17 protein-coding genes are annotated in these 26,847 nt (G+C 63.8%); 3 read left to right on the top strand and 14 right to left on the bottom strand.

Going from position 1 to position 26,847, the window contains the following annotated elements; all coding sequences use genetic code 11:
- Nucleotides 1-79: 79 nt before the first annotated feature.
- Nucleotides 80-1,579, top strand: a complete 1,500-nt coding sequence (locus HQN78_RS04265; protein WP_235089755.1) for a DUF1800 family protein — start codon at nt 80-82, stop codon at nt 1,577-1,579.
- A gap of 13 nt (nt 1,580-1,592) precedes the next feature.
- The gene (locus HQN78_RS04260) at nt 1,593-2,762 is read left to right on the top strand and encodes a DUF1501 domain-containing protein (RefSeq protein WP_235088156.1); all 1,170 of its coding nucleotides are present in this window, start codon (nt 1,593-1,595) and stop codon (nt 2,760-2,762) included.
- A gap of 58 nt (nt 2,763-2,820) precedes the next feature.
- On the opposite strand, the gene HQN78_RS25665 is transcribed toward HQN78_RS04260, so the two are convergent.
- The 4 genes from HQN78_RS25665 to HQN78_RS04225 form a co-directional block, all read right to left on the bottom strand.
- Nucleotides 2,821-10,920 (bottom strand): calcium-binding protein, encoded by an 8,100-nt coding sequence (locus HQN78_RS25665; protein WP_304502837.1) that lies wholly within the window; start codon nt 10,918-10,920, stop codon nt 2,821-2,823.
- 236 nt (nt 10,921-11,156) lie between these two features.
- Nucleotides 11,157-12,356, bottom strand: coding sequence for a glycosyltransferase family 4 protein (locus tag HQN78_RS04235; RefSeq protein ID WP_235088154.1), 1,200 nt, complete (start codon nt 12,354-12,356; stop codon nt 11,157-11,159).
- Nucleotide 12,357: 1 nt separating this feature from the next.
- Nucleotides 12,358-13,779 (bottom strand): HlyD family type I secretion periplasmic adaptor subunit, encoded by a 1,422-nt coding sequence (locus HQN78_RS04230; RefSeq protein ID WP_107801108.1) that lies wholly within the window; start codon nt 13,777-13,779, stop codon nt 12,358-12,360.
- Nucleotides 13,780-13,787: 8 nt separating this feature from the next.
- The gene (locus HQN78_RS04225) at nt 13,788-15,935 is read right to left on the bottom strand and encodes a type I secretion system permease/ATPase (protein ID WP_235088152.1); all 2,148 of its coding nucleotides are present in this window, start codon (nt 15,933-15,935) and stop codon (nt 13,788-13,790) included.
- 362 nt (nt 15,936-16,297) lie between these two features.
- Here HQN78_RS04225 and HQN78_RS04220 point away from each other — a divergent pair, with 362 nt between their 5' ends.
- Nucleotides 16,298-17,122 carry a hypothetical protein gene (locus tag HQN78_RS04220; protein ID WP_107801110.1) on the top strand — a complete coding sequence of 275 codons (825 nt, stop codon included), beginning with the start codon at nt 16,298-16,300 and terminating at the stop codon, nt 17,120-17,122.
- A 344-nt stretch (nt 17,123-17,466) separates the two neighbouring features.
- Here the strand turns inward: HQN78_RS04220 and HQN78_RS04215 are convergent, their stop codons facing one another.
- The 10 genes from HQN78_RS04215 to HQN78_RS25660 form a co-directional block, all read right to left on the bottom strand.
- A complete protein-coding gene (locus tag HQN78_RS04215; RefSeq protein ID WP_235088150.1) occupies nt 17,467-18,078 on the bottom strand; it encodes a tail fiber assembly protein in 612 nt (203 codons plus the stop codon).
- Between the two features lie 17 nt (nt 18,079-18,095).
- Nucleotides 18,096-19,196 carry a phage tail protein gene (locus tag HQN78_RS04210; RefSeq protein ID WP_235088148.1) on the bottom strand — a complete coding sequence of 367 codons (1,101 nt, stop codon included), beginning with the start codon at nt 19,194-19,196 and terminating at the stop codon, nt 18,096-18,098.
- 91 nt (nt 19,197-19,287) lie between these two features.
- Nucleotides 19,288-19,770 carry a putative phage tail protein gene (locus tag HQN78_RS04205; protein ID WP_235088145.1) on the bottom strand — a complete coding sequence of 161 codons (483 nt, stop codon included), beginning with the start codon at nt 19,768-19,770 and terminating at the stop codon, nt 19,288-19,290.
- The gene (locus HQN78_RS04200) at nt 19,767-20,831 is read right to left on the bottom strand and encodes a baseplate J/gp47 family protein (RefSeq protein ID WP_235088143.1); all 1,065 of its coding nucleotides are present in this window, start codon (nt 20,829-20,831) and stop codon (nt 19,767-19,769) included. Before HQN78_RS04200 ends, HQN78_RS04205 begins: the two co-directional genes overlap by 4 nt.
- Nucleotides 20,831-21,181, bottom strand: coding sequence for a phage GP46 family protein (locus HQN78_RS04195; RefSeq protein WP_107732775.1), 351 nt, complete (start codon nt 21,179-21,181; stop codon nt 20,831-20,833). Before HQN78_RS04195 ends, HQN78_RS04200 begins: the two co-directional genes overlap by 1 nt.
- Nucleotides 21,182-21,239: 58 nt before the next feature.
- Nucleotides 21,240-21,608 (bottom strand): hypothetical protein, encoded by a 369-nt coding sequence (locus HQN78_RS04190; protein WP_235088140.1) that lies wholly within the window; start codon nt 21,606-21,608, stop codon nt 21,240-21,242.
- 11 nt (nt 21,609-21,619) lie between these two features.
- Nucleotides 21,620-22,246, bottom strand: coding sequence for a phage baseplate assembly protein V (locus HQN78_RS04185; protein ID WP_235088138.1), 627 nt, complete (start codon nt 22,244-22,246; stop codon nt 21,620-21,622).
- Nucleotides 22,243-23,343 (bottom strand): phage baseplate assembly protein, encoded by a 1,101-nt coding sequence (locus HQN78_RS04180; protein WP_235088135.1) that lies wholly within the window; start codon nt 23,341-23,343, stop codon nt 22,243-22,245. The genes HQN78_RS04185 and HQN78_RS04180 overlap by 4 nt, the downstream gene beginning before the upstream one ends.
- Nucleotides 23,327-24,604: a DNA circularization protein gene (locus HQN78_RS04175; RefSeq protein WP_235088133.1), complete on the bottom strand. Its 1,278-nt coding sequence runs from the start codon at nt 24,602-24,604 to the stop codon at nt 23,327-23,329. The genes HQN78_RS04180 and HQN78_RS04175 overlap by 17 nt, the downstream gene beginning before the upstream one ends.
- Nucleotides 24,605-26,728, bottom strand: a complete 2,124-nt coding sequence (locus tag HQN78_RS25660; protein WP_304502836.1) for a phage tail tape measure protein — start codon at nt 26,726-26,728, stop codon at nt 24,605-24,607.
- Between the last annotated feature and the right edge of the window lie 119 nt (nt 26,729-26,847).

The following is a 26,847-nucleotide window of genomic DNA, read 5'->3' as shown; positions in this document are numbered from 1 at the left end:
CGCCGATGACAAGCGCCTTCTAAGCTGAATGCATGCTTACGCCCGCTCCGGGCGCGTTTGGAGACCATGCTTGAACCCCATGCCCACCCTTGGCCGGCCGCCGACTAGAACGGCCGAGGCCATCCGCTTCACCGCAAAAACCGCGCTGGGGCTCCTGCTGGCCGTTCTCAGCCTGCCCGCGCTGGCCCAGGCCGGCATCGGCGTCGCCGGCGCGCGCCATTTGCTGTCCCGCACCGGCTTCGGCGCCAACCCGGCGCAAATCGCCGTGTACGCGCCGCTGAGCCGCGAAGCCGCGGTGGATCGGCTGCTGGCCAATAGCCAGGCCAACGCCGCCACGCCGCCGCCGTCCTGGGTCGACGAAGCCTTCGAGCGGCCGGGGCAGCCCAATTTAGACGAAGAGGCGAAAAAGGCGCTGCAAAAACTGCGCGCCGAGCACGCGGTGGAATTGCGCGGCTGGTGGCTGAACGAGATGCGCTACACCTCGTCGCCGCTCAGCGAAAAAATGACCCTGTTCTGGCACAACCACTTCGTCTCCGCGCTGGACAAGGTGCGCTCGCCCCAACTGATGTATCGGCAAAACGTCTTGCTGCGCCAGTACGCGCTGGGCAACTTCGGCGCCATGCTGCACGCCGTCGCCCGCGATCCGGCGATGATGCGCTATCTGGACACCGCCAATAACCGCAAGGGCCAGCCGAACGAGAACTTCGCGCGCGAGGTGATGGAGCTGTTCACCCTGGGCGAAGGCCATTACAGCGAACAGGACATCCGTGAAGCCGCGCGCGCCTTCACCGGCTGGGGGCTGGATCGCGACGAGCGCTTCGTCAACCGTCCGCGCTTGCACGACGACGGCGACAAGCTCGTCTTCGGCCAGCGGGGCGACTTCAACGGCGACGATGTCTTGGACCTGCTGCTGCGACAGCCGGCCACCGCCGAGTTCATCGCCGCCAAGCTGTGGAAGGCCTTCGTCTCGCCCAAGCCGGATCCGGCCGCCGTCAAGCGGCTGGCCGCCGGCTTCCGCAACAGCCGCTACGAAATCAAGCCCTTGCTGCGCGCGCTGCTGCTAAGCCCGCAGTTCTGGAGCAGCCAGGGCCAGTTGGTGAAATCGCCGCTGGAGCTGACCATAGGCACCCTGGTCACCTTCGACCTGAACCCGCCGGACTGGCGCGCGCTGGCCGGGCTCAACCGTCAGTTGGGCCAGGACGTGTTCGCGCCGCCCAACGTCAAAGGCTGGCCGGGCGGCGAGGCCTGGATCAACAGCGCCACCTTGCTCAGCCGCAAACAGTTCCTGGACCGCATCGCCCGCGACGCCGCGCCTGCGCGCAACGCCTTTGCGCTGCCGGACGGCGGCATGGACGAAATGAAGGGACGCGAGGCGCGCATCAACCGGCTGGCGGCCGCCGGCCTGCGTTCCATCAGGCTGCAGCCGGATGAATGGAGCGCCATCTACCAAATCCGCAGCGCTCAGGACGCCGCCAAGCTCTTGCTGGCCTTGCCGCCGGCCAATCCCCTGCCCGAATCCGGCAGCGGCGCGCAAGCCATCGCCCCGCTGCTGCTGGACCCGGTTTATCAAGTTCACTGACGGAAACCCAGCCATGTTCCAGCGACGACAATTTCTCAAAGCCATGGCCGGCGGCCTGATGGTGTCCGTACTGCCCAATCTGAGCTGGGCGCTGGCGCCGGCCGGCTATCAACGCCTGTTGGTGCTGATCGAACTCAAGGGCGGCAACGACGGCCTCAACACCGTGGTGCCCTACGCCAGCGCCGACTATTACCGGCTGCGCCCCGGCATCGCGATTCCCCGCGACCAAGTGCTGCCGCTGGACGAACGCCTGGGCCTGCACCCGGCCATGACCGGCCTGCGCCCGCTATGGCAGCAGCAGGAGCTGGCGGTCTTGCAGGGGGTGGGTTATCCCGATCCCAATCTGTCCCACTTCCGTTCCATCGAGATTTGGGAAACCGCGTCCAATAGCCAGCAATACCTGAGCGAGGGCTGGTTGACCCGATTGTTCCGCGAGCAGCCGACGCCGCGCGGATTCGCCGCCGACGGCGTGGTGTTGTCCAGCCAGGCGCTGGGCCCGCTGGACGGCGGCGCCCGCGCGGTGGTGCTGAGCAATCCGCAAGACTTCGCGCGCCAGGCCAAACTGGCCGCGGACCAAGGCCATGCCGGCAGCGGCGCGCTGGGCCACATTCTCAAGGTGGAGGGCGACATCCGCCAGGCCGCCGCCGAACTGAGCCAAGCCGCCAAACCCGTGGCCGCGGCGGATTCGCCGATGGCCGCGCCTCGGCCGGCCGGAGCCTTCGCCCAGGCCGTCGCGACCCTGACCGATACCCTGTCGCGCGGCGTATCCATCGCCGTGGCCCGCATCACGCTCACCGGCTTCGACACCCACGGCAACCAGCCGCCCACCCAGGCGCGGCTGCTGGGAGAGCTGGCCGACGGCATCGCGCTATTGCGCACGCAATTGCAACAGCAGGGACGCTGGGACGACACCCTGGTGCTCAGCTACGCCGAATTCGGCCGCCGCCCGCGCGAAAACGGCAACCGCGGCACCGACCACGGCACCGCCAACGTCCATTTCGCCGCCGGCGGGCGCGTGCGCGGCGGCCTGTATGGGCAAAGCCCGCAATTGGCCGGCGTCGACGACGGCAACCTGCCTTGCGCCATCGACTTCCGCCAGGTCTACGCCACCGCCATCCAGAGCTGGTGGGGCAAGGACGCCCACAATGTGCTGGGCGGCCGCTTCGCCCCCTGCCCATTCTGAAGGCATGAAAAAAGCCAGCCCCTAGGGGCCGGCCGTCTACAGAGAACCACTCAGCGATTTACTTCCAGCTGGACGCCAACACCGGCTGCAAAGCCGCCTGATAGTTGTCCGGCAGGTTGACCTGGCCAGCGGCCGGCGGATTGAAGGCCGCCATCGCATTGACCAGCGCCTGCACCTGACTGGCCGCCAGGGCCTTGCCGTCGCCGGACTGGAGGGTCTCGATCTGGTTCGCGGCATTGCCGAACCAGTTGTTAATCGACACCTTGTCCTCAGTGCCGATCACGCTGACCTCCAGGCTGGCGCCCTGACGCTTGAACCACAGCTGGTCGGCATTGACGCCTTGGCCGAACTTCAACACATCCTGGCCGCCGGTGTCGGTGATGCCGTCCTGGCCATCGCCGCGCTCGAACTGATAGGTGTCGTTGCCGTTGCCGCCCTCAAGCACGTCGTTGCCGCGGCCGCCGACCAACAGATCGTTGCCCTCGCCGCCGTACAAGGCGTCATGGCCGCCGTTGCCAACCAGCCAATCGTCAAGCGCGCCGCCGCGCAGGGTATCGCCCAGCTCGGTGCCCAACAAGGGCACGCCCTGCTTCATCAACTGATCGGCGGTCCACTTCGTGCCGGAAGCGAAGGTGATCTGTTCGATCCAGTTCAGCTGATCGCCAAACCAATCCTTCACCGTCACGCTGTCCTGGCCGTTGATGTGGCGGAACACCATGTCGTTGCCGCTGCGCAGCACCTGGATATCGCTTTCCTTGATGTCGGCGCCGAACACCAGTTCATCCCGGTACGAATCTTCCGCGCTGACGCGGTAGGCCCGATCGATGATCACGTCCTGACCGTCGCCCAGATTGAACAGATAGATGTCGCGGCCGTAACCGCCGGTCAGTGTGTCGTTGCCGATGCCGCCTTCCAACGTGTTGTTCCAGCTGCTCCACGCCACTGTCAGCTGATCGTTGCCGGCGCCGCCGCGCAGCGTATCGCGCTCTTCGCGCCATGAGCCGCCTTCGTTACCGCCAATGATCACGTCGTCGCCGTCGCCGCCTTCCAGCAGGTCGGTGCCGTTGCCGCCGTACAGCGTATCCTTGCCGGCGCCGCCGCGCAGCGTGTCGTTGCCTTCTTCGCCGAATAGGCCGTCGTCGCCGGCACCGCCTTCCAGCAGGTCGTTGCCGTTGCCGCCGTACAGCGAATCGTTGCCGCCGTTGCCCAGCATCCAGTCATCGACATTGCCGCCGCGCAGCGTGTCGCCCAACTCGGTGCCAATCAGCGGCACGCCCTGCTTCATCAACTGATCCGCCGTCCACTTCACGCCGGAAGCGAAGGTGATCTGTTCGATCCAGTTCAGCTGATCGCCAAACCAATCCTTCACCGTCACGCTGTCCTGGCCGTTGATGTGGCGGAACACCATGTCGTTGCCGCTGCGCAGCACCTGGATATCGCTTTCCTTGATATCCGCGCCGAACACCAGTTCATCCCGGTACGAATCTTCCGCGCTGACGCGGTAGGCCCGATCGATGATCACGTCCTGACCGTCGCCCAGATTGAACAGATAGATGTCGCGGCCGTAACCGCCGGTCAGCGTGTCGTTGCCGATGCCGCCTTCCAGCGTGTTGTTCCAGCTGCTCCACGCCACTGTCAGCTGATCGTTGCCGGCGCCGCCGCGCAGCGTATCGCGCTCTTCGCGCCATGAGCCGCCTTCGTTACCGCCAATGATCACGTCGTCGCCGTCGCCGCCTTCCAGCAGGTCGGCGCCGTTGCCGCCGTACAGCGTATCCTTGCCGGCGCCGCCGCGCAGCGTGTCGTTGCCTTCTTCGCCGAATAGGCCGTCGTCGCCGGCACCGCCTTCCAGCAGGTCGTTGCCGTTGCCGCCGTACAGCGAATCGTTGCCGCCGTTGCCCAGCATCCAGTCATCGACATTGCCGCCGCGCAGCGTGTCGCCCAACTCGGAACCGACCAGCGGCACGCCCTGCTTCATCAACTGATCCGCCGTCCACTTCACGCCGGAAGCGAAGGTGATCTGTTCGATCCAGTTCAGCTGATCGCCGAACCAATCCTTCACCGTCACGCTGTCCTGGCCGTTGATGTGGCGGAACACCATGTCGTTGCCGCTGCGCAGCACCTGGATATCGCTTTCCTTGATATCCGCGCCGAACACCAGTTCATCCCGGTACGAATCTTCCGCGCTGACGCGGTAGGCCCGATCGATGATCACGTCCTGACCGTCGCCCAGATTGAACAGATAGATGTCGCGGCCGTAACCGCCGGTCAGCGTGTCGTTGCCGATGCCGCCTTCCAGCGTGTTGTTCCAGCTGCTCCACGCCACTGTCAGCTGATCGTTGCCGGCGCCGCCGCGCAGCGTATCGCGCTCTTCGCGCCATGAGCCGCCTTCGTTACCGCCAATGATCACGTCGTCGCCGTCGCCGCCTTCCAGCAGGTCGGTGCCGTTGCCGCCGTACAGCGTATCCTTGCCGGCGCCGCCGCGCAGCGTGTCGTTGCCTTCTTCGCCGAATAGGCCGTCGTCGCCGGCACCGCCTTCCAGCAGGTCGTTGCCGTTGCCGCCGTACAGCGAATCGTTGCCGCCGTTGCCCAGCATCCAGTCATCGACATTGCCGCCGCGCAGCGTGTCGCCCAACTCGGAACCAACCAGCGGCACGCCCTGCTTCATCAACTGATCCGCCGTCCACTTCACGCCGGAAGCGAAGGTGATCTGTTCGATCCAGTTCAGCTGATCGCCAAACCAATCCTTCACCGTCACGCTGTCCTGGCCGTTGATGTGGCGGAACACCATGTCGTTGCCGCTGCGCAGCACCTGGATATCGCTTTCCTTGATATCCGCGCCGAACACCAGTTCATCCCGGTACGAATCTTCCGCGCTGACGCGGTAGGCCCGATCGATGATCACGTCCTGACCGTCGCCCAGATTGAACAGATAGATGTCGCGGCCGTAACCGCCGGTCAGCGTGTCGTTGCCGATGCCGCCTTCCAACGTGTTGTTCCAGCTGCTCCACGCCACTGTCAGCTGATCGTTGCCGGCGCCGCCGCGCAGCGTATCGCGCTCTTCGCGCCATGAGCCGCCTTCGTTACCGCCAATGATCACGTCGTCGCCGTCGCCGCCTTCCAGCAGGTCGGTGCCGTTGCCGCCGTACAGCGTATCCTTGCCGGCGCCGCCGCGCAGCGTGTCGTTGCCTTCTTCGCCGAATAGGCCGTCGTCGCCGGCACCGCCTTCCAGCAGGTCGTTGCCGTTGCCGCCGTACAGCGAATCGTTGCCGCCGTTGCCCAGCATCCAGTCATCGACATTGCCGCCGCGCAGCGTGTCGCCCAACTCGGTGCCAATCAGCGGCACGCCCTGCTTCATCAACTGATCCGCCGTCCACTTCACGCCGGAAGCGAAGGTGATCTGTTCGATCCAGTTCAGCTGATCGCCGAACCAATCCTTCACCGTCACGCTGTCCTGGCCGTTGATGTGGCGGAACACCATGTCGTTGCCGCTGCGCAGCACCTGGATATCGCTTTCCTTGATATCCGCGCCGAACACCAGTTCATCCCGGTACGAATCTTCCGCGCTGACGCGGTAGGCCCGATCGATGATCACGTCCTGACCGTCGCCCAGATTGAACAGATAGATGTCGCGGCCGTAACCGCCGGTCAGCGTGTCGTTGCCGATGCCGCCTTCCAACGTGTTGTTCCAGCTGCTCCACGCCACTGTCAGCTGATCGTTGCCGGCGCCGCCGCGCAGCGTATCGCGCTCTTCGCGCCATGAGCCGCCTTCGTTACCGCCAATGATCACGTCGTCGCCGTCGCCGCCTTCCAGCAGGTCGGTGCCGTTGCCGCCGTACAGCGTATCCTTGCCGGCGCCGCCGCGCAGCGTGTCGTTGCCTTCTTCGCCGAATAGGCCGTCGTCGCCGGCACCGCCTTCCAGCAGGTCGTTGCCGGCCCCGCCGTACAGGGTGTCGTTGCCGGCGCCGCCGAACAGGCTGTCGTTGCCTTCATTGCCGAACAACTGGTCATCCCCGGCCAGGCCGAAGATCACGTCATTGCCCTTGGCCCCCTTCAGCGTATCCGCGCCGTCGGTGCCGTTCAGGGTCACGGCCGCCAGGCTGATCAGTTCGAGCAGACTCCAGCTGCCGCCGTTGGCGAACACGATGCTGCCGGACCATGAGCTCTGAACCGACATGCCGGCCTGGATGGTGATGCTGTCCACGCCGTTGCTATGCCGCAGCACCACATCGTCGCCAATGCGCACCACGGTGATGTCGGTCACCGAAATCCCCACGCCGAAGCGGATCTCCTCGTAGCTGCTCCAAGCGAGGTTGACGCCCTTTTCGCCATAGCGAATGGTGTCCTGGCCGTCGCCCAGATTGAAGATATAGACATTGCGCCCGGCGCCGCCTTCCAGCACGTCGTTGCCTGCGCCGCCCTTCAAGGTGTCGTTGCCGCCGCGGCCAATCAGGGTGTCGTTGCCGGCGCCGCCGTCCAGCAGGCTGCCGCCCGCGCCGCCGATCAACACATCATTGCCGGCGGTGCCGATATAGATGCCGCTGGCCCACTGATTGATCTGCACTGAGGTCCAGCTGCTGCCGTCGGCGAACACCACGCCGCCCACCCAGTTGCTCTGGCTGAGGAACCAGCCCTGGATCAGCACCGAATCCACGCCGTTGACGTGTTGCAGCAACACGTCGTCGCCCACGCGCACCACGGTGATGTCGGTCACCGAGATGCCGGCGCCAAAGCGGATTTCGCTCTGGTGGCTGACGCTGACGTTCAAGGAGTTGTTGATCACCACGTCGCGGCCGTCGCCCAGATTGAAGACGTAGATGTCTTGGCTGCCGCCGCCCTTGAGGGTGTCGTTGCCCTTGCCGCCTTCCAGGATGGACACGCCGCCGCCTGCGCTGATCAACACATCGTTGCCGGCGCCGCCTTTCAGGGTGTCGTTGCCGCCGCCGCCGATCAGCACGTCGTCGCCGTCGCCGCCGTCCAGCAGGTCATGGCCCTTGCCGCCCTTGAGGACGTCGTTGCCGCTGGTGCCGATGAAAATGCCCGCGGCGAACTGATTGATCTGCACCGAAGTCCAGCTGCTGCCGTCGGCGAACACCACGCTGCCCACCTGGGACAATTGGCTGCTGAACCAGCCCTGGATGCGCACCGAGTCGCTGCCGTTGACGTGTTGCAGCACGATGTCGTCGCCTACGCGCACCACGGTGATGTCGGTCACCGAAATCCCCGCGCCGAAGCGGATTTCGCTGCTCATGCCCACCGATACGTTCAGCGAGTTGTTGATGACGAGATCGCCGCCGTCGCCCAGATTGAACACATAGATGTTCCGGTCCGCGCCGCCGCGCAGGGTGTCATTGCCCTTGCCGCCGTCCAGGATCACCGTGCCGCTGCCGGTGGCGATCAGCACGTCGTTGCCGTTGCCGCCGCGCAAGGTGTCGTTGCCGCCGCCGCCAATCAGCGTATCGTCGCCGTCGCCGCCTTCCAGCAGATCGCTGCCGCTGCCGCCGTGGAAGGCGTCGTTGCCGCTGCCGCCCACATAGACGCCTTTGACGAACTGGTTGATCTGCACCGAGGTCCAGCTGCCGCCGTCGGCGAACACCACGCTGCCCACTTGCATGCTCTGGCTGCTGAACCAGCCCTGGATGCGCACCGAGTCGCTGCCGTTGACATGCTGCAACAGCACGTCGTCGCCCACGCGCACCACGGTGATGTCGGTCACCGAAATGCCGACGCCGAAGCGGATTTCGCTGCTCACGCCCACCGACACGTTCAGCGAGTTGTTGATGATCACATCGTTGCCGTCGCCCAGATTGAACACATAGATATTGTGTTCGCTGCCGCCTTGCAGGGTGTCGTTGCCCTTGCCGCCTTCCAGGATGGCCGTGCCGCCGCCGCTGCTGATCAGCACGTCGTTGCCGGCGCCGCCCTTCAGGGTGTCGTTGCCGCCGCCGCCGATCAGCGTATCGTCGCCGTCGCCGCCGTCCAGCAGATCGCCGCCCTTGCCGCCGGTCAGCACGTCCTTGCCGCTGGTGCCGCCCGCGGCCACCACCATGGTCAAGAGCTCGGCCGCGCTCCATTTGGAGCCGTCGGCGAACAGCACCACGCCGGCCCAGCCGGTCTTATCGACCAGGCCGTTTTTGACGCGGATGCTGTCCTGGCCGTTGACGTGCTGCAGCAGCAGGTCGTTGCCGGCGCGCAGTACGCGGATGTCCTTGGCGCTGATGCCGGCCTTGAAGCGGATTTCATCGTTGGCGCTCAAGGCGGCGATCTTGCCGATCTGGGCACCGTAGTTGATCAGGTCGCGGCCGTCGCCCACGCCGAAGACGAAGGTTTCACGGCCCTTGTTGCCGATCAGCACATCGTCGCCGGCGCCGCCTTCCATTGTGGTGTGGCCGCTGACGCCGCCTTGCAGCTGGTCGTCGCCGGCGCCGCCGCGCAAGGTGTCCTCGCCGCCGTTGCCAATCAAGGTGTCGTTGCCGGCGCCGCCGTCCAACAGATCGGACTGGCCGGAGCCCAGCAGCAGATCGTCGTCGTCGCCGCCGGTCTGCACTTCCAACAGTTTCTGCGCCAGTTCCGCGCCCAGCCAGACGCTGCCGTCGGCGAACACGATCTGGCCATGCCAGCCATGCTCAAGACTGAAGCCCGCCTGGATGGTGATGGAGTCGCGGCCGTTGGCGTGGATCAGCACGATGTCGTCGCCCTGGCGCTCCACTCGGATGTCGTCCACCGAAATGCCGACGCCGAACACAATGCGGTCCTGCAAGGTCACGCTGACGTCCACGCCGTGCGCGGCGATCACGTCCGCGCCGTCGCCCAGGCCAAACTGGTAAATCTCCGCGCCGGCGCCGCCCACCAGGGTGTCGTTGCCCGCGCCGCCGATCAGCACGCTGACGCCCGCGCCGCCGCTGACCAGCACATCATTGCCCAGGCCGCCGATCAAGGTATCGTTGCCGCCGCCGCCGATCAGCGAATCATCGCCTGCGCCGCCATCCAGCAGATCGCTGCCTTCCCAGCCGATCAAGGTATCGTTGCCGCTGCCGCCCAGCTGGGTCAGCTTGATGTCGGCCTGGGTCCAGACCACGCCTTCGGCGAACACGATGCGCTCGATCCGGCTGGACGCGCTGGCGAAATAGCCTTCCACCACCAGGCGGTCGCTGCCGTTGACGTGGATCAGCACCAGGTTGTCGTCCTGGCGGCTGACGCTGACGTCCTTGACCAGGATGTCGGCGCCAAAACGGATCTCGTCTTTCACCGACACGTCCACGCCGCCGGCGTCGCGAATCACGTCCACGCCGTCGCCCAGGTTGAACAGGTAAACATCGGCGCCGGCGCCGCCGATCAGCAGATCGTTGCCGCGACCGCCGTGCAGCACATTGTTGCCGCTGCCGCCGTCCAGGGTGTCGTCGCCGTCGCCGCCCAGCAAGGTGTCGTTGCCGTCTTCACCAAACAGCTTGTCGTTGCCGGCGCCGCCGTCCAACAGATCGTCGCCGCCGCGGCCGTTCAGCACGTCATTGCCGCCCAGGCCGATCAGATGGTCCTTGCCCAGCCAGCCGTTGAGGATTTCCTTGCGCTCGCTGCCGGTCTGCACGATCACGCGCTGCGCCAGATCGTTAATGCCCCATTCGCCGCCGTCGGCGAATACGATGCGCTCGATCCAGAAGCTCTTGTCGGCGAACCAGCCCTTGATGGTGACCGCGTCGTCGCCGTTGCGGTGGGACAGCAGCAAATCGTCGCCCACATGCTCCAGCTGGATGTCTTCCGGGCGGATGCCCGGGCCGAAGCGCAACTCGTCGCGGTAGGCCGGATCGCTGTCCGCCGCGTCGCGCTTGTCCTGGGCGTTGTCGGTGATGGTGTCGAAACCGTCGCCCAGATTGAACAGATAGATGTCCTTGTCCGCGCCGCCGATCAGGGTGTCGTTGCCCTCGCCGCCGGCCAGCACATTGTTGCCGCTGCCGGCATTGAGCAAATCGTCGCCGGCGCCTCCTTCCAGCGTGTCGTTGCCTGCATAGCCGTTGAGCACGTCGTCGCCGGCGCCGCCCTGCAGCAGATCATTGCCGTCATAGCCGTTCAAGGTGTCGTTGCCGGCACCGCCCTTGAGCACATCGTCCTGCGGGCCGCCTTCCAGCACGCCTCCCAGGTCGCTGCCCGTTACGCTTGTCGTCATAACTTGTTTCCTTATCAATATTTGTTTGTGTCATCACGCACTACGATTTACTGCTTGGTACTGCTCTTGCCGGTTCCACCGCCTAAGAGCCTGTTCAAAGTCTGCTGCGCTTCGGCGATACGGCGTTGAAAACCCCTTCGAAATACTCATGTACCACTTGTACATTCCGCTTTCTCAGTGGTTTTCGCCTTGTCTCGCCCTTGCTCGCGAGACTTTGAATAGGCTCTAAGCCGCCTTCACTCCGCCGGCAAACCCAACAACCGTCGATAGCCCGCCAGCCCCGCCTCCACGCTGTAACGCGCCGCCGTCTCCCGCGCCGCAAGCCGCAGCCCGCCGCCGTCCGTCTCCAAGGCCGCCCCCACCTTCTCCGCCAACGCCGCCGCGTCGAAGAAGTCGGTCAGCTCGCCGTTCTCCCCGTCCCGGATCACTTCCCGCACCGGCGCGGTATCCGACGCCACGATGCGGCAGCCGCTGGCCATTGCTTCCAGCAGGCTCCACGACAGCACGAAGGGATAGGTCAGGTAGACATGGACCGCCGACACTTGCAGCACCTTTCGGTAAACCTCGTACGGCACTTTGCCCAGGAAGTGCACCCGCTCCGGGTCCACCGGCTTGTCACGCAGCAGTTTTTCGCGCCAGTTGGCCGCGTCGCGCGGCGCGCTGCCGTAGCTGACGCCGTCGCCGCCGACGATGACGATCTGGCTGTCCGGCCGTTGCCGCAGCAGCGCCGGCAGCGCGCGCATGAAGCTGTGGAAACCGCGATAGGGTTCGAGGTTGCGCGCCACATAGCTGACGATGGGCTGGCCGGCGCGCAGCGTCCGGCCGTTGGGCAGGGTCAGCGTCGCCGTCGGGTCCGGCCCCAGTTGGCCGCAGCGGATGCCTTCGTGCTGGATCTGCACACTCGGCCGGTAGGCCGCCGGGTGCAGGCTGTGTTGCCAGTGAGTGGGGGTGACGCTTTGATCGGCGTGTTCCAGGTTGAGCAGGTGCAGCGCGTTGCGCGCCCGCAGCCGCGCCGCGCCGTCCAGGCTGAGCGGGAATTCCGGATCGAAGTCGGCGTCGGCCCCTTGACCGTGGTAGTAGTACTCGCTGTAGTGGATCAGCCGCGCCGCCGGGAACAGGTCTTTGAGGAACAGGGTTTCGCCCCAGCCGGGGTGGGCCAGGATGACGTCCGGCCGGTAGCCGCGCTGTTGCAGCGGCTGCAAGGCGCGCAGCACCGCCTGGCCGTGCAGCACCGCGTCTTCGTAGCTGTGCAGATAGGGGTGGGTGTGCCGATGCGGGCCGCGATGCGGCCGGTAACGCAGCAGTTTGACGCCGGCCAGGCCGGGCGCGCTGTCGCGCCCTACCGCCAGCAGTTCGATGTCCGGCCGCTGTTTGAGGTGTTCGGCGATGTGGCGCAGCTGGCCGGGGAAGTTTTGGTGGATCAGCAGCAGTTTCATCTCAACGCTCGCGCAGGCCTTCGCCAACATGCTGTTGCAGCGGACTCAGGAAGTAGTCGATCACCCGCCGCCGACCGGTCTTGATTTCCGCGCTCACCGTCATGCCGGCGCTGAGCCGCACCCGCGCGCCGTCTATGCTCAGGTGGTCTTGCTTGAGCCGGATCCGCGCCAGGAACACCAAGCCCTTCTTCTCGTCTTGCATCGCGTCGTGGCTGACGCTGTCCACCACGCCGTCCAGGTAGCCGTAGCGGGTGTAGGGGAAGCTTTCCACTTTGACGGTGGCCGCCTGCCCCGGCCGCACAAAGCCGATGTCTTTGTTTTCGATCTGCGCTTCGATTTCCAGGGTTTCGTCCCGCGGCACCACCGCCAGCAGCGGCTGCGCCTCGGTGACCACGCCGCCCACGGTGTGGATGGCCAGTTGCTGCACGCTGCCGGCCACCGGCGCGGTCAGCCGGGTCAGCGCCTGCCGTTGGCCGGTCTTTTTCTGGTCTTCGCCGTATTGGCGCATTTGTTCGCGCGCTTCACGCAGTTTGTCGAGGGCCTCGCTGCGGAAGTTGGCTTGCAGCGCTTTGCGCTCTTGTTCTTGCCCGGCGATGGCGGCGTCGAGTTCTTGCAGCCGGCTTTGCTGGCTGGCCAGGTCGCCGGCCTGTTCGATGCGCGCTTGTTGTTTGTCCAGGTAGGCGTGCTTGGAGATGAAGTTCTTGGCCAGCAGGTCTTGGTAGTCGTGTTCGCGCGCGGCGGCGATGCGGCCGGTGGCTTGCAGTTTGCTCACTTGCTGGCGGGTGGTGGCGTGTTCGGCCTGGCGTTGGCGCAGGGTGGCGTTCAGCGCTTCGAGCTTGGCCTGGTAGCCGCGCCATTGGCCCAGCGCCAGGCTTTCTTCGGCCAGTCTCTGGCTGTCGGCGACGCCGGGGGTGGCCGGCAGCTGCGGCAGCCGGCCGCTGTCCAGCGCATTCAGCAGCGCCTGGTAGCGCGCGGCGGCCAGCGCGGCGGCGGCGTGGGCGTCGTCGGCCTTTTGTTTGTCGGCGCTGGCGCCGGTGGCGTCCAGTTCGATCAGCACTTGGCCGGCCTTGACTTGCTGGCCGTCGCGCACGTGGATGGCTTTGACCACGCTGGGTTCCAGCGGCTGCAGGATTTTGGTGCGGCCGCCGCTGACGGTCTTGCCGCCGGCGACGGCGACGATGTCGAGCTGGCCCAGCGCGGACCACAGCAGCGCGATGAGGAACAGCGCGCCGATCAGGCGCATGCTCCACATCGGCAGCGGGGACAGCGGGCTGTCGGTCAGTTCCAGGTGGGCGGGCAGGAAGGCCAGTTCGTCTTCGCGCCGCGGCTGGGGGTCCAGTTGGCGGCGGATGGCCCAGTGCGCGGCAAAGGCCTGCCGGTAGCGCCGCGCGAAGTCGCGCAGCGCGTGCAGTTGGTGCTTCATGTACGGGTTTATCCTTGTTGCAGGCTGTGCAGGCGGGCGTAGTAGCCGTCGGGCTGGCGGAGCAGGTCTTCGTGGCGGCCGCTTTCGACGATGCGGCCTTGGTCCATGGCGATGATGCGGCTGGCGCCGCGCACGGTGCTCAAGCGGTGGGCGATGATGAGCACGGTGCGCCCCTGGCAGATGGCGCGCATGTTTTGCATGATCGCGCGTTCGGATTCGTAGTCCAGCGCGCTGGTGGCTTCGTCCAGAATCAGGATGCGCGGCTTGCTGATCAGCGCGCGGGCGATGGCGATGCGCTGGCGCTGGCCGCCGGACAGGCTGGCGCCGTGTTCGCCCACCATGGTGTCGTAGCCTTCGGCCTGTTCCATGATGAAGTCGTGGGCGCCGGCCAGTTTGGCCGCCTGGATCACGTGGTCAAGCGCCAGCCCGGGTTCGGCCAGCGCGATGTTGTCGCGGATGCTTTGGTTGAACAGCAGGTTTTCTTGCAGCACCACGCCGATCTGCCGCCGCAGCCAGGCCGGGTCCGCCAGCGCCAGGTCGTTGCCGTCCACCAGCACGCGTCCGGATTCGGGCACGTACAAGCGTTGCACCAGTTTGGTCAGCGTGCTTTTGCCGGAGCCGGAACGGCCGACGATGCCGATGACTTCGCCGGCCCGGATGTCCAGGCTGAGGCCGCGCAGGATTTCCGGGCCGTCCGGGCGGTAGCGGAACACCACCTGGTCGAACTGGATGCGGCCCTGGATCGCCGGCAGCGCCGCGCGGCTGGCCGGCAGTTCGCTGCGGGTGTTGAGGATGTCGCCCAGCCGTTCCACCGAGATGCCGATCTGCTGGAAGTCTTGCCACAGCTGCGCCAGCCGCACCACCGGCGCCGCCACCTGGCCGGCCAGCATATTGAAGGCGATCAGCTGGCCGACGGACAGCTCGCCGGCGATCACCAGCCGCGCGCCCAGCCACAGGGTGGCGACGGTGACCAGCTTCTGGATCAGTTGCACGCCGTTCTGGCCGATATTGGCCAGCCGGGTGACGCGGAAGCCGGCGGCCACGTAGGCGGCCAGCTGGTTGTCCCAGCGCCGGGTCATGTGCGGTTCCACCGCCATCGCCTTGATGGTGCCGATGCCGCCCACCGCTTCCACCAGGAAGGATTGGTTGTCGGCGCCGCGCGCGAACTTCTCGTCCAGACGCCGCCGCAGCAGCGGGGTCAGCCCGGCCGACCACAGCGCGTAGCACGGCAGCGACACCAGCACGATCAGGGTCAGCCAGCCGCTGTAGTACCACATCACCGCCAGGAACACGAAGGAGAACAGCAGGTCCAGCACCGTGGTCAGCGCCTGGCCGGTGAGGAAGTTGCGGATATTGTCCAGCTCGCGCACCCGCGCCACGGTGTCCCCCACCCGCCGCGCTTCGTAGTAGGCCAGCGGCAGCGCCAGCAGGTGGCGGAACAGCCGCGCCCCCAGTTCCACGTCGATGCGGCTGGTGGTGTGGGCGAACACGTGGCTGCGCAGCGCCGACAGCGCCACATTGAACAGCGACAGGATCAACAGCCCGACGGCGATCACGTCCAGGGTGTTGAAGGCGCGGTTGACCAGCACCTTGTCCATCACCACCTGGAAGAACAGCGGCGTCACCAGCGCGAACAGCTGCAACACCAGCGACACCGCCAGCACTTCCAGCAAGAGTTTGCGGTATTTGACGATGGCGGGCACGAACCAGGTGAAGTCGAACTTGGCCAAGGCCCCCGCAGCGGACGCGCGCGAGGCCAGCAGCAGCAGCCGGCCGGCGTAGCGCGCCGTCAGCTCCGCCTGGCTCAGCACTTGCGGCCGGCCGTGTTTGAGGTCGTGGATCAGCACTTTGTCGCCGTCGCAGCGGGCGATAATGAAGTGTTCGCCGTCCGGCCGCAGCGCCAGCGCCGGCAAGGCGGTCAGGCTGAGGCGATCCGGGCTTTGTTTGACGATGCGGGCTTTAAGGTCCAGGCCTTTGGCGGCCAGCAGCAGGTCGGTTTCGCTGAAGGGTTCGGCCTGGCGGCCGTATTGATGGGTGAGTTGCGCCGGGTCGGCGGCTACGCCGTGGAACTGGGCCAGCAGGACCAAGCCCAGCAAGCCCAAATCGCTGATGTTTGCGGAGGAGGTAGAACCGTCCGTATCCGTTTGAGCAAGCATAATGACCGATTGTATTTAATGATTGGGGGCACGATATGCCACACCATTACCCAATACAAGTAACACATTCACATTTTATTATGTGATTATTTAGCGCAACCAATAAGTGTTTGTTTGAAATAAAGCTTTTATTGATCTGCAATATTCTAAGTAAAACTACGCATTGACCGTGCAGCGCGCCAAATTGGCCGCCGTTTGCCCTCATGCCGGATGTCATGCGAGCAAGGATTCCCCAAGCCGTCTAGATTGGTACAATAAGCGTCCCGTGACGCCCGCCCGCGGCGGCCGTCCGCCCGTTCACGAGCCCAGCGCCTGATGACCACCGCAAACAGGCCCCCAGAACACCCCAGCATAGGCAGCAGATGACCAGTCCGAACCAGGCCGCCAACCCGGCGCCCACCGCCGAAGAACCGGTGCTCCGCGCTCCGGAAAACGAAAACACCCTGGCCACGCTGGCCATTCCGCTGGGCGAGACCATTCTGACGCTGACCGCCAACGGCACGCCCATTTACGGCATCTTGCAGCGCAGCCGGGCCATGACCGAGCAATCCGACTTCTTCCGGCTGCAGTTTCGCGGCTACGCCCGCGCCGACGGCCACCGCTGGCAGTTGTTCGAGGGCGAGGACAGCCATTTCCAAGCCGCCCACAACTGCGCCTGGGTGCGCGTGGACCGGCCCAGCCGCACCGTCACCTTCGGCCCCAAAAGCGGCGTGCAGGCCAGCCCCGGCTTTGTCGGCACCGGACTCGACGCTTTTCTGTTCGCCAGCGTCATCGCCTGGGCCAAGGGCATTTGTCCGGACCACGCCATCAGCCCCGGCATGATCGCCATGAGCCAGACCTCGTCGGAAGAAGAGAGGCTGCAACGCAACGCCTTTTACGCCAGTCAGGGCTTTGAATTTGAATGGCAGGACGCCAACCAGCGTTCCGCGCTGTACTTCAAGGACAAGGTCAACAAGCTGCTGGGGGTATGGAATAAGGAACTGATCACCGAGGTGGGCGGCGAGGCGATGCTGCAATCGCTGGCGCGGCAGGATGAAACCCGCGCCGAGCTGGAACAGCGGCTGGAAAAACTGGAAAGCGTGCACGACAACCTGAAACGGGCGCTGCAAAAAGAACGCACCACCGCCCAGATCCTGACCGGGGTGCTGATCCTGTTCGCGATCTGCGGACTGTGGGCGGTGATCTAAGAGCCTGTTCACGATCTTTCTGAGTGATGGCTCCAAGGCCTGGAATCCGCTGCGCGGATGATAGTTTGCATTGCCGGGGCTGCCCGGCGGGCAGGAAGGGGAATTTGCGCGGCCAAATTCCCCTTCACCCCAAAGGCCGCCCTGCAAGCCTGGCCTGCGGCTTCCCGCCGGTTCCCGTCAGGCCCGAGGCGCGGCTGAACTCGCGATTTGCTAACGTCAAATCGCTCAAACAAAGCAGCCGCTGTAACGCGGCGCGCATTTTGGCACTCATTTGCAAATGTTTTGTCACCAGACACAACCGCAGATTTTCGCAAATTTACAGAATTATTGGCACTTGCGAAGCATTACGCCGGCAGCGGCGGCCAGACGACTGAGATGGGGAAACCCGACTGCTGGCGAACACGTGACAGCTCGACCCTATAACGCCGCCATGCAGTCAACTTCTCTTCTTCTTCTGGTGTTGCCATTTGCAAATCAACAGCATCTTGCAATGGCACAATCGCTGCATCAGCGGCGACACGAAGAGATGCGATCTCCGCCTCTGCCGTCGCTGTCAGCGCGGCAAGGCGGGTAGCGGTATCTACTTCCCAGCTATCACCGTCCCATAGACAAAATGCTGACGGCTCCAGTTCGGTCGCTTGCAGGCGCTCCGGCGTGTCTCCGATTTGTGCAGCCACCGGTTGTGCATTGGTCTTGCTCCATAACGGGACACTACGCCAGTCTGGCAGCACGCACCATTCGCCACCAGTGCAATGGCTCGGGACGGCCCCATCTTCAGCTCTGAATACTGCCGCTTGTCGTGGGCCAACCTGGGGCGGTGGTTCGTCTGCAGCCCAAGCAGGGGTCAAATAGACATCGTCATCGTCAAGCGGCGAGCGCTGGGCGAAGGTTTCGCCGACATACTCGCCAGTTTCGGCGCTGTAGCAGTAGACAGTTTTCCATGCAGAAGTGGACATTTTGCTCTCCATCGGAATCAGAACTTAATGCATGCGAGCAGCGCGATGTTGCGTGGTCTGGTCTCGCCGCCACCGGTATAGCCCACGTTTGCGAGCACATCGTATGACGAACCACCCAGGGTCTTCACGCCCGAGCTTGAGACGGTCGCCGCAATGCCCGTTTGGTTAGGCGGCGTGTGTGTATGCGATGCCAGCGCGTCGCCCTGTTCGCTGCCATAGACCCGGCCAACGTCTATACCGCGGTTGTTGTCAAACCCGCGAAAAAACACGCCGCGCGCATCGGGCAAATTGAATGTTGTAGACCCATTGCCCGTGCCAAACTGCGTGCCAATTGCGGCATAGAGCGTCGAGTATGTCGTTCGAGATACCGCAGACCCGTCAGCAACAAGCCAGCCAGTCGGCGGAGCGGTGTTCAACGCAATGCCAAAGAGCGCAACGAGGCCCGGCGGCGATGCGGTTGAAATTGCCGTTGCTACGCTTGCTTGCGTTGCGCCGTCGGTAATGCCATAACCCGCCAAAGTGGTGGCCTGCGTTGCAAGGTTTCTCCAGGCACTCCATGTTGTACCGTCGGTTTTGTTACGCCAGCGCACGAGGCCGGTGTGGGCGTATTCTGTTTGCACGGATCCAACAGAGCCACCCGCGTCAGAGACAACCAAAGTAGTCGAATAGCCTGAGTAGAGTACTCGCCAGATCCCAATGTTCGTTGCCGTGTTAATCTGCGCAGAATCCAACTCCCCACGGTAGCCTAATGCGTCGGTAATGCCATAACCGGCAAGGGTTGTTGCCACATTCGCCTTGCCAGCCATTTGGCTATCTGTCGCCGTCTTCGTGTAAGCATCGGTAATACCATAACCCGCCAAAGTCGTCGGGCGCGCCGCTCCTGTTCCACCCCATGCGATCTTCTTGATCGCCTCAATGACCTGGGTAGTACTGCCAGGGTCAATACCGACCCCCGCCGCCGCCAGCACGGCGAGCAGTTCAGACTGCGTTGATCGGATAGCCCCCTGAGAGGCATTCAACCACAAGGCCGAAACGATAGTTCCCAGTTGGCCGGTGGCCGGGTTGCCATCATGGAAAAGCCCATCAGGTGTCCCAATGGGTTGCATTACGTCTTGCATAGCTATGCCTCCTGATAGGCAAAGTAAACGAAAGTATCGGCAGGCTTCAGATCGTTAAACACCGTCTCAATGGCTTGGTCGCCGAACTCCATCAGTCTCTCACCAGCAGCAGATAGCCCCGCTTGAAACCGATACGTCTGAGTCGGGTCTCCATGAACCAGTACTTGCCATACCCACAAAATATCAGCAGTCCAAAGTGGATCCCCGCGCAGTTGAGGCCAGCGCGGAATGGCTGCGGCTCGTTGATGGTGATCTGGTAACCCAGCCCCGCCGCCAAGCGGATGAAATACGGAATGGACAAACCACCAATTTCTGCCAGCTTGGCTAGAACGGTCTGCAGCCGCTGTTGATAGGGGGCGTTCGCTGCCGGAGTGATGCCACACACCCGCTCCCAATCCAACAACATCTGCTGCGACAAAAATGGCGTTACTCCACCTACTGCAGAGCGCGCGGAGGCTTGCACAACATCGAGCGCATTGCCTTCAGCAGAAAGCTCAGCCTCAAGAGAACCTCCCGTTGCGGCCGCATAGCTCGTGGGGGGCAATAACAGAGTGAGCAGCTCATCGTGGTTCATGACATCACCGCGATGGTGACGATACCCAAGCGAACCCACTCGACTTTGATCTCATCGACCACCGGGACTACGTTTGCTGTTGGCAAGGTCACAGCTCGGTCAACGATGCCCGTCAGATCAGAAACCAGTGCTTCGAGTTGGCTCTTGATGGCAGTCTCGCCAGGCGCTAACTGGTCAAAGTAAATGGCCAGTGCAGCTTCAATCTGCGCTGTCGCGGCGGCAAGAGTGATGCCGGACAGTTGAACCAGCATGCTGACATTAGTTGTCTTCGGCGTCGGCGACAGAACCAAACAATTCTTGGCGGTAACGGGTCGACGCTCGTCGAGATAGTCCTGCGCAGCCTCGATAGTCGCTTCGGAAGGCAAAGACCCAGCAGAGGTGACCACAACGTCGACGGTGCCGAGGCCACGGCGCAGCGGATAGACGTAGGCGGCGGTTACGCCCGGCACCTCCATCGCCCAGCGCCGGTAATCGTGACGGTTGCCGCCGGCCGGCGGGCGGCGGATCAGCTCCAGCAGCCGCGCCAGCAGCGCCGCGTCGTCCTCTTCATCCACTCCGCCGGTCATTGTCACGATGCTGGCCGCGCTGGTGACGCCGGACGGCGCGGCGGTCAGCTCCAGCGCTGCATTGGCCGTGGCGTTGCCGACGGTCCCGGCGGTATTGGCGACGGCCGTCACGGTTGCAATGCCGGTGCCGTCGATCACACCGGCCGACGTAGTGGTATACACCTGGTCGCCCAGCTTTGCGGATAGACCAGTCGGCACAGACGCGCCCGACGTGCCGTATGCCTTGATCTGGCCCTGTGCAGCCACCGCCACCTTGCGGGCCAGGCCGCGGACACGGGCGTGCAGCTCCAGATACTCTCGGTCGGCGGTGTCGGGGAAGATTTGGCGCACGATCCATGCTTGATGTTGGTACAGCCCTTCAACGGCGCTGGCGACCGAGCTGGCGCGGATGAAGTAGTCGCTGTCGGGGCCAGTGTCGGCATCCGGCAACTGGTTCTTGATGTCCCGCAATAGATCTTCGCGGATCTTTGCGAATGCGGGAACGGAGAAGGCCATCACGCGACCCTCACCGGGTGCTGAAAGCGTTGTACACGGCCGCTGATGTCTTCGACCTGGATGTGCAGCTCAAGCCAGCCGGGTTGCTGGCGAGACGTGGTGACGGCCACGCTGTTGGCGCGACCGTCCTTGATCAGCGGCGCAAGCGCCTGTTCGGAGTATTGGCGGGCCAGCACCGCCACGCGGCTGACGTCCTTCTCTCGCTGCAGCTCGTGCAAGCGCGAACCCAAGGAGGGGTCGGCCCACCAGCTGCCCAGCGGGGTCATCAGCCTCAGGTAGACGGCATTGGCCAGGGTGTCGGTGCGGGATCCGGCGTAGTCGCCGGTTTTGGGGTCAATTAAAGCGTCCATGCCCCGATTGTCGGGGCATGGTTGTGGCGAAGCTCATGTGATGGGCTTCAGTGCGCTGTTATAGGGCGCTTAACACATCAATTTGCTTGTTCTCAAGTGACTTAAGCATCTGGTGCCCGCTCCAACTAAGCCGCAATGCAACTGCTTTCGCCTGATGAATGTCGACATGGCCCATAATCCATTCCTGCTCAGCAATCAGAAGGTAGTGCGCCATCACTTGTTCTCGCGAGAAACCCTCTCGGTTCAAACTGCGCTCACATGCTTCAGATTTGAAGATATAGGACCGATCCGAGATCTCCTTCAACAACGCCATTATCAGTTCGCTATCGATTGCTCCATCAAAAGCAGTCTGTTGTAACATTGATTTCATGTTGGCCCCATGTTGGATTAAATGCACATAATGCCAAATGGCTTGCAAATTATCCATAGGGAATGTCTTTAGTTCGGCGGCCCTGTCACCCCGCCCGAGTCCCCTGGGTGCGTATGGTGCGCGCCGCTCTTGCCGCCAGCCACTACATCCTCTGTCGCCGTCAGCGTGCCATCCACATGCGCGCCGCTGCCGCCGCTGATCGCCATCCCACCGCTGCCGTTGATCTGGCCATGGGCGTTGAACACCGCGCTGGCCGTCAGCGCCGGGGTGTTGAAGGTGGCGCTGGCGCTGGCGTTAACTTCCCAGGTCTGGCAGTTGACTTTAAACACATCGCAGTCGGTCTCGATCAGCCGGCCGCGCTTCATCACGATCTTGCTGCCTTCGTCGGTGTAGAGCGCCACCTCACCAGGGGCTAATGACTTCAACCGGTAGCTGCCGTGCTCGGTGGCGATCACGATGCCGTGAGCGGTTTTACCGCCCACCGGCAGGATCACCGCCATGGTGCCCGGCGGCGGGTTGCTGGTCAGTCCGTAGTGCTGGAACAGCTCATTGTCCTGTAGGCGTTCGCCGGCCAGGCCGTCAGCCTGGGCCAGTTGCACCGCCGGGCCGCTGCTGACGCGTGTCAGTACCCCGCGGAACGCCTGGCGCACGCTGGACATCGCCCGACGGATGCGCTTGTCGATTTCGTTGATCATTTGCTCACGTCCACGGCTTCCAGCCCCGCCGATCCGTTCTTGCCGCGGCGGTGCTTGCGTTTATGCGGGTGGGCGTCCAGCACCCAGACCTTGTCTTCCTTCAGCGTCAGCGTTGTGACGGTTCCCTGGCCCCGGCCACCCTGGAACTTGCGCGCCATCAGAAAGAAGGTCGCGTCGATGCCGTGGGCGTCGCTGATCACATGAATGCGCTGGCCAGGCTGCCACAACACGCCACCGCTTGTGCGGTGGCCGGCCACCTTGGCGGTCAGCGTAAAGCCCTTCAATCTGGAGTCGGACAACAGCTTGCGGCCGCGAGCGCGCGCCGCCTCGGTGTTCTCGGCCTCGTGGTCGACGATGATCTTGGGTCGATAGATCTTGACGCCGGGATCCCGCACCGTGCTCTTGAGCGCGTGCTTGCCGTTTTCCGTTGCTGTGCCATGGCGTTGGCCCAGCACCGTGAACTCGGAGTAGCGCTCCGCCATTGAGCGCACCCGGCTCAAGCTGATCACGTTGTTGTCCTTGCCTTCGCGGCGCATCACCAGGCTGGCCACTGGCGGGGTGTTGTAGTCCGGGCCGCCGATCACCAGGGTGCCGTCTGGCTCGAACCAGGGCCACAGCCCGTTCGCCTCAGCGGCGTGGACCAGGGTTTCCCATGCGGTGTCGCCTGGCTCCACGTTGATTTTCTCCGACGTCATCGACCGGGCCGCGTCGATGCGGATCTTGCTGATGCCCAACGGCCTGACCACGTTGGCCACCACCTCGGCCAGCGTCGCTTGCTTTGCGGTGAAGATGGGGCTGGAGCAGTCCACCAGCACCGCCGCGCCGTCACGGCCGGACAGACTCAGTGTGTGGCTGTTCTTGTCGATGGGGTCTGCAATCTCGTCTATCTGACCGGTTAGCACCGTGTCGCGGCCGATCCGCACCACTACGCTGGCTCCGGCCTCCACCAGCGGAGGGAACTCGCCCTTGGGCAAGCCCAGCGACACCTGCCAGGCGTCGGCCGGGATCATCAGATCCGAGTCGATCTCGTAGCTGGTCCATTGCTGGTGGACCCGGCCACCGATCAGCACGCTGACCGTGTTATCTGGCGTAGGCATTGAGCACGTCTCCCACTTGCAGCGCGTTCGGGTTGATCAAGTGCGGGTTCAGCCGCGCCAGCTCCTGGGCCCGCGTGTAATCGCCATACCACCGGAAAGCGGCCAAGTGCAGATTGCCAGGCGCCTCGACGGTCCTGGTGATCAGCGGGGGCAGCGCCTCAATCACCGCCGAGGCGGCGTCCTGGGTGCCCAGGGCGGTGTCTTTCAGCGCCTCGGTGACGGGCCGGAAAACTTCGACTGGGAACAGCTGGCGGTGCGTTTCAATGGCTTGCTGAATGGAGCCACGCACGTCATTGGCAATCCGTTCGACTTCGGGAGGGGATAAGGTCGGCTTCTCCGCCTCGGCGGCCAGGATCTGGCCCGCCACCTCGGCCAGCGTAGTGGCCACTGTCGTCTGTACTACGGCCGTCACCAGCGCGACATCTTCCGCCTTCGCGGGAATCGGCTTGGCTTCAGCCCCGACACTGCCGCCAGACTCTCCGCCGCTTCCTGTCGTACCTGCGGATCCCGACGCCACCGCGCCCGGCAACTGGACAACATTGTTGAGTTGACCCGTGAGGCTTTTCCAGTCCGACATGATCACGCCGGAATCGAAGCTGCGCAGATCCGCCATGCCGTTAACCAGGCTGACCACGTCGCTGGCAAACGCGCGCGGGTAGTCGATCAGATCCAGCGTGGTGCCGATGATGCTCTGCAGCTGGCTGCGAATCGCGCCCAGCGTGCCCGTCATCACGTCGCGCAACGCATTCAAGCGCGACAGACTGCCGGTGACGCCGCTCAAGGCAGAGATCGCCGAGGCGAACACCTCGATACCGTTGAAGCGGGCCGTTTCCGCCAGCAGGCTGACTGCCTCGGCCTTTTGCACCGGCAGCTGCTGGACAAAGAAGGGGTTGCCGGGTGTGGCTTCGACGAAAGCCAGCTCCAGCGTGCAGTAATCCGGGCTGTCGGCGTCGTGGCCGATTTCGTAGCTGAGGAGCTGGGCCGCTTTGATGCTGCCGAACACCGGGTGGATCAGCTCGCCGTGGCCCGGCTCGTCCAGCACTTTCAGGAAGGCTTGCAGGCGGCTTTCGTAGTCCTTGCCGAAGAAGGCGGCCGACATCGTAATGTGTCGGGCCTTGCGGCCCAGGTCTTCCACGTCCGCGCCGTCCAGGTAGGGGTATTCGTGGCTTGCCGAGTCGCGCTGTGCGCTGTCCTGGGCGCGCAGGCAATCGAAGGTCACGCCGCGGAAACTGGCGTCAAGCAGGGTGTCGGCCCAGGCCATCTAAAACCTCCTGCCGGTAGTGGTGTTGGCGGCATTGACGGCAGCGACGATGTTGCCGTTCTGAACATCCACCGTTACCTTGATCGGGATGGGCTGGCTGGTGGCCTGCTGCATCTTCTGCGCCGCGAAGTCCAACTTGGTCGACGCGTTGACCGCCGACTGCAGCAGATTGAGCTGCGGAATCGGCGCGGCGGCGCTGGGGTCATTACGCTTTGATAGTTGCGTTGGACCCAGCAGCTTGGCGTCCTTGTCGCCGTTGACCATGTCGTAAAGCCAGGTACCCAGCGTCCGCTCTTTGCCGCCATTCGTTGCTGTCAGCCCCCAGGTAATTCCCGAGTTGAGCAGTGACCCAACGCCGTAGCCCGCCAGGCCGGCCAGCCCCACGCCGCCGGCCCGGAGCGCGACGCCGGCCCCGCTGGCTGCCCGGCCGAGGATCCCGCCGCCTGCGCCGCCGCCCAAAATGCCGGGCAAACCGCCTTTGCCCATCAGCAGCATCGGCAATGCGGCCGCGCCGGCTGCGGCGGCCAAGGCGCTGACTGCGGTCGTGGCTCCAACCAAGGACGCAGTCAGGCCGGGGTACTGGGATCCATATTCCGCCAACTTGCCGGCCACATCGCCCACTACATTGTTGAACTTGCCGATGGAGTCGTACTGTCCTTGTTCCTTGACGTTCTCCGCCTGCTGGAACTTGAATCCGGCCTGCTCTTTGATGAATAGGTGGTTTGTTTCTACATCTTGCTCCCCACCTTCTTTTGTTCTTTTATTCAACTCCGCCAATTTCGCAGGATCAAACAAAATTGGCAGAACACCAAGTAATGCTTGCCTGTCCTGCAATGTCTTGCCAATCCCTTTCGCCATCAGGATATCGGCCATGCTGCCATACATTGCAGATTTGTCTTTATCATCCGCGGAGGCTTTTACTTGCTGCTGCAGTTTGGCAAATGCAGGGTCAGCACGAGCAACTTTTCCTACAAGTGCAGTAAACGCATCAACGGAATCCATTCCTTTTGCTCGTGCATTTATCAAAGTGCCGTATAAATCTATACCTTTCTCGCCTTTCTTTTTGTCACCCATAGTGCGAGCGCTGATCTTCTTGAAGTCGTTGGCGGTATCTGCCGATGTGATTTTCTGCAAGAAATTGACGACGTTATTACCTGCCTCGTCAGTTCCTCCTGCAGCGGTAACCGCCATTTGGCTTACAGAAAGTATCTTTGCCAGACCGTCCGCTCCTCGAAGCCCTGCAGCTCCACCCATTGCCAACATTTTGGGCAACCAGGTGGCCATGTCCTTCAACTCGAAACCACCCAACTGTCCAGACTTCAACGCCATCCCGAGCGCTTTTGGAATCTGGTCTACCGGAATCTTGGCGTTCTGCACCGCCGCCATGACCACGCCGGTCATTTCCTCTGCGTTGGAGCCTGCTGCAGTAGCCGCCTTGCTGATCATCGGCAGTAGCTTGCCGGCCTCCTGCGGCGAGAAGATGCCGCGCGCGATCAGCTTGTCGAGGGCTGCGGCGTTATCATCTCGGGTTCCGCCCTCAACTGTTGCCGCCCTGATGTATCCCTCTAACTGGGATTTGCCTGCACGTCGGCGCTGCAACTGCTCATCTACGGAGAGCTTGCGCCCGTTCTCCTCTGTGTCGTTGAACGCGGTGTTCGCCATTTGCGCCAAGCGCATATCGTAGCTGGCCACTCTGCGCATCGGGTTTGCCAACACGGCGCTCCCAGCGATGCCGCCCGCCGCGACGGATGCCAGCACTTTCGACCCAGCCGAAAAGTTGCGCTGCAGCTGGCTGACGCCGGTCATCTCCCGGCGCAGCTCTTTGACCTGGTCCCGCATGGCGCTGTAGGCGCGGGTTTGCTCCCGCGCCGTCATGGTGCCGCTGCTGGCAAGGCGCTTGTAGGCGGCCTCGGTCTGCTGAATCTCGCGTTGGATGGTGCGTTCTGACCTGACGCCCAGTTGCTCCCTGGCGCTGGCCATGCGCTGGCTTTCGCGCGACAGGCCAATGACCGCTTTCTCGGCGCGCTGAGTGTTCTTCTCAAGATCCTGCATCGCCCGCGCAATCGGACGCGAGGCTTCGTCGCGGGCCTTGAGGGTTAGGCCGACTTCAGGTTCTCTTGCCATGTTTAACCGGGCTTCCTTTTGCGCTGGGATTTAATGCTGCGCTGCTCGACGCTGCCCCGCGGGCGTGTCTTGCCGCCATACAAGCTATTGACGGCGGCAAGGTAGCCTTCAAACTCGAC

The organism is Chromobacterium sp. Beijing, from assembly GCF_021496765.1.
Taxonomy (GTDB): domain Bacteria; phylum Pseudomonadota; class Gammaproteobacteria; order Burkholderiales; family Chromobacteriaceae; genus Chromobacterium.
This window is presented reverse-complemented; position numbering and strand designations above follow the sequence as displayed.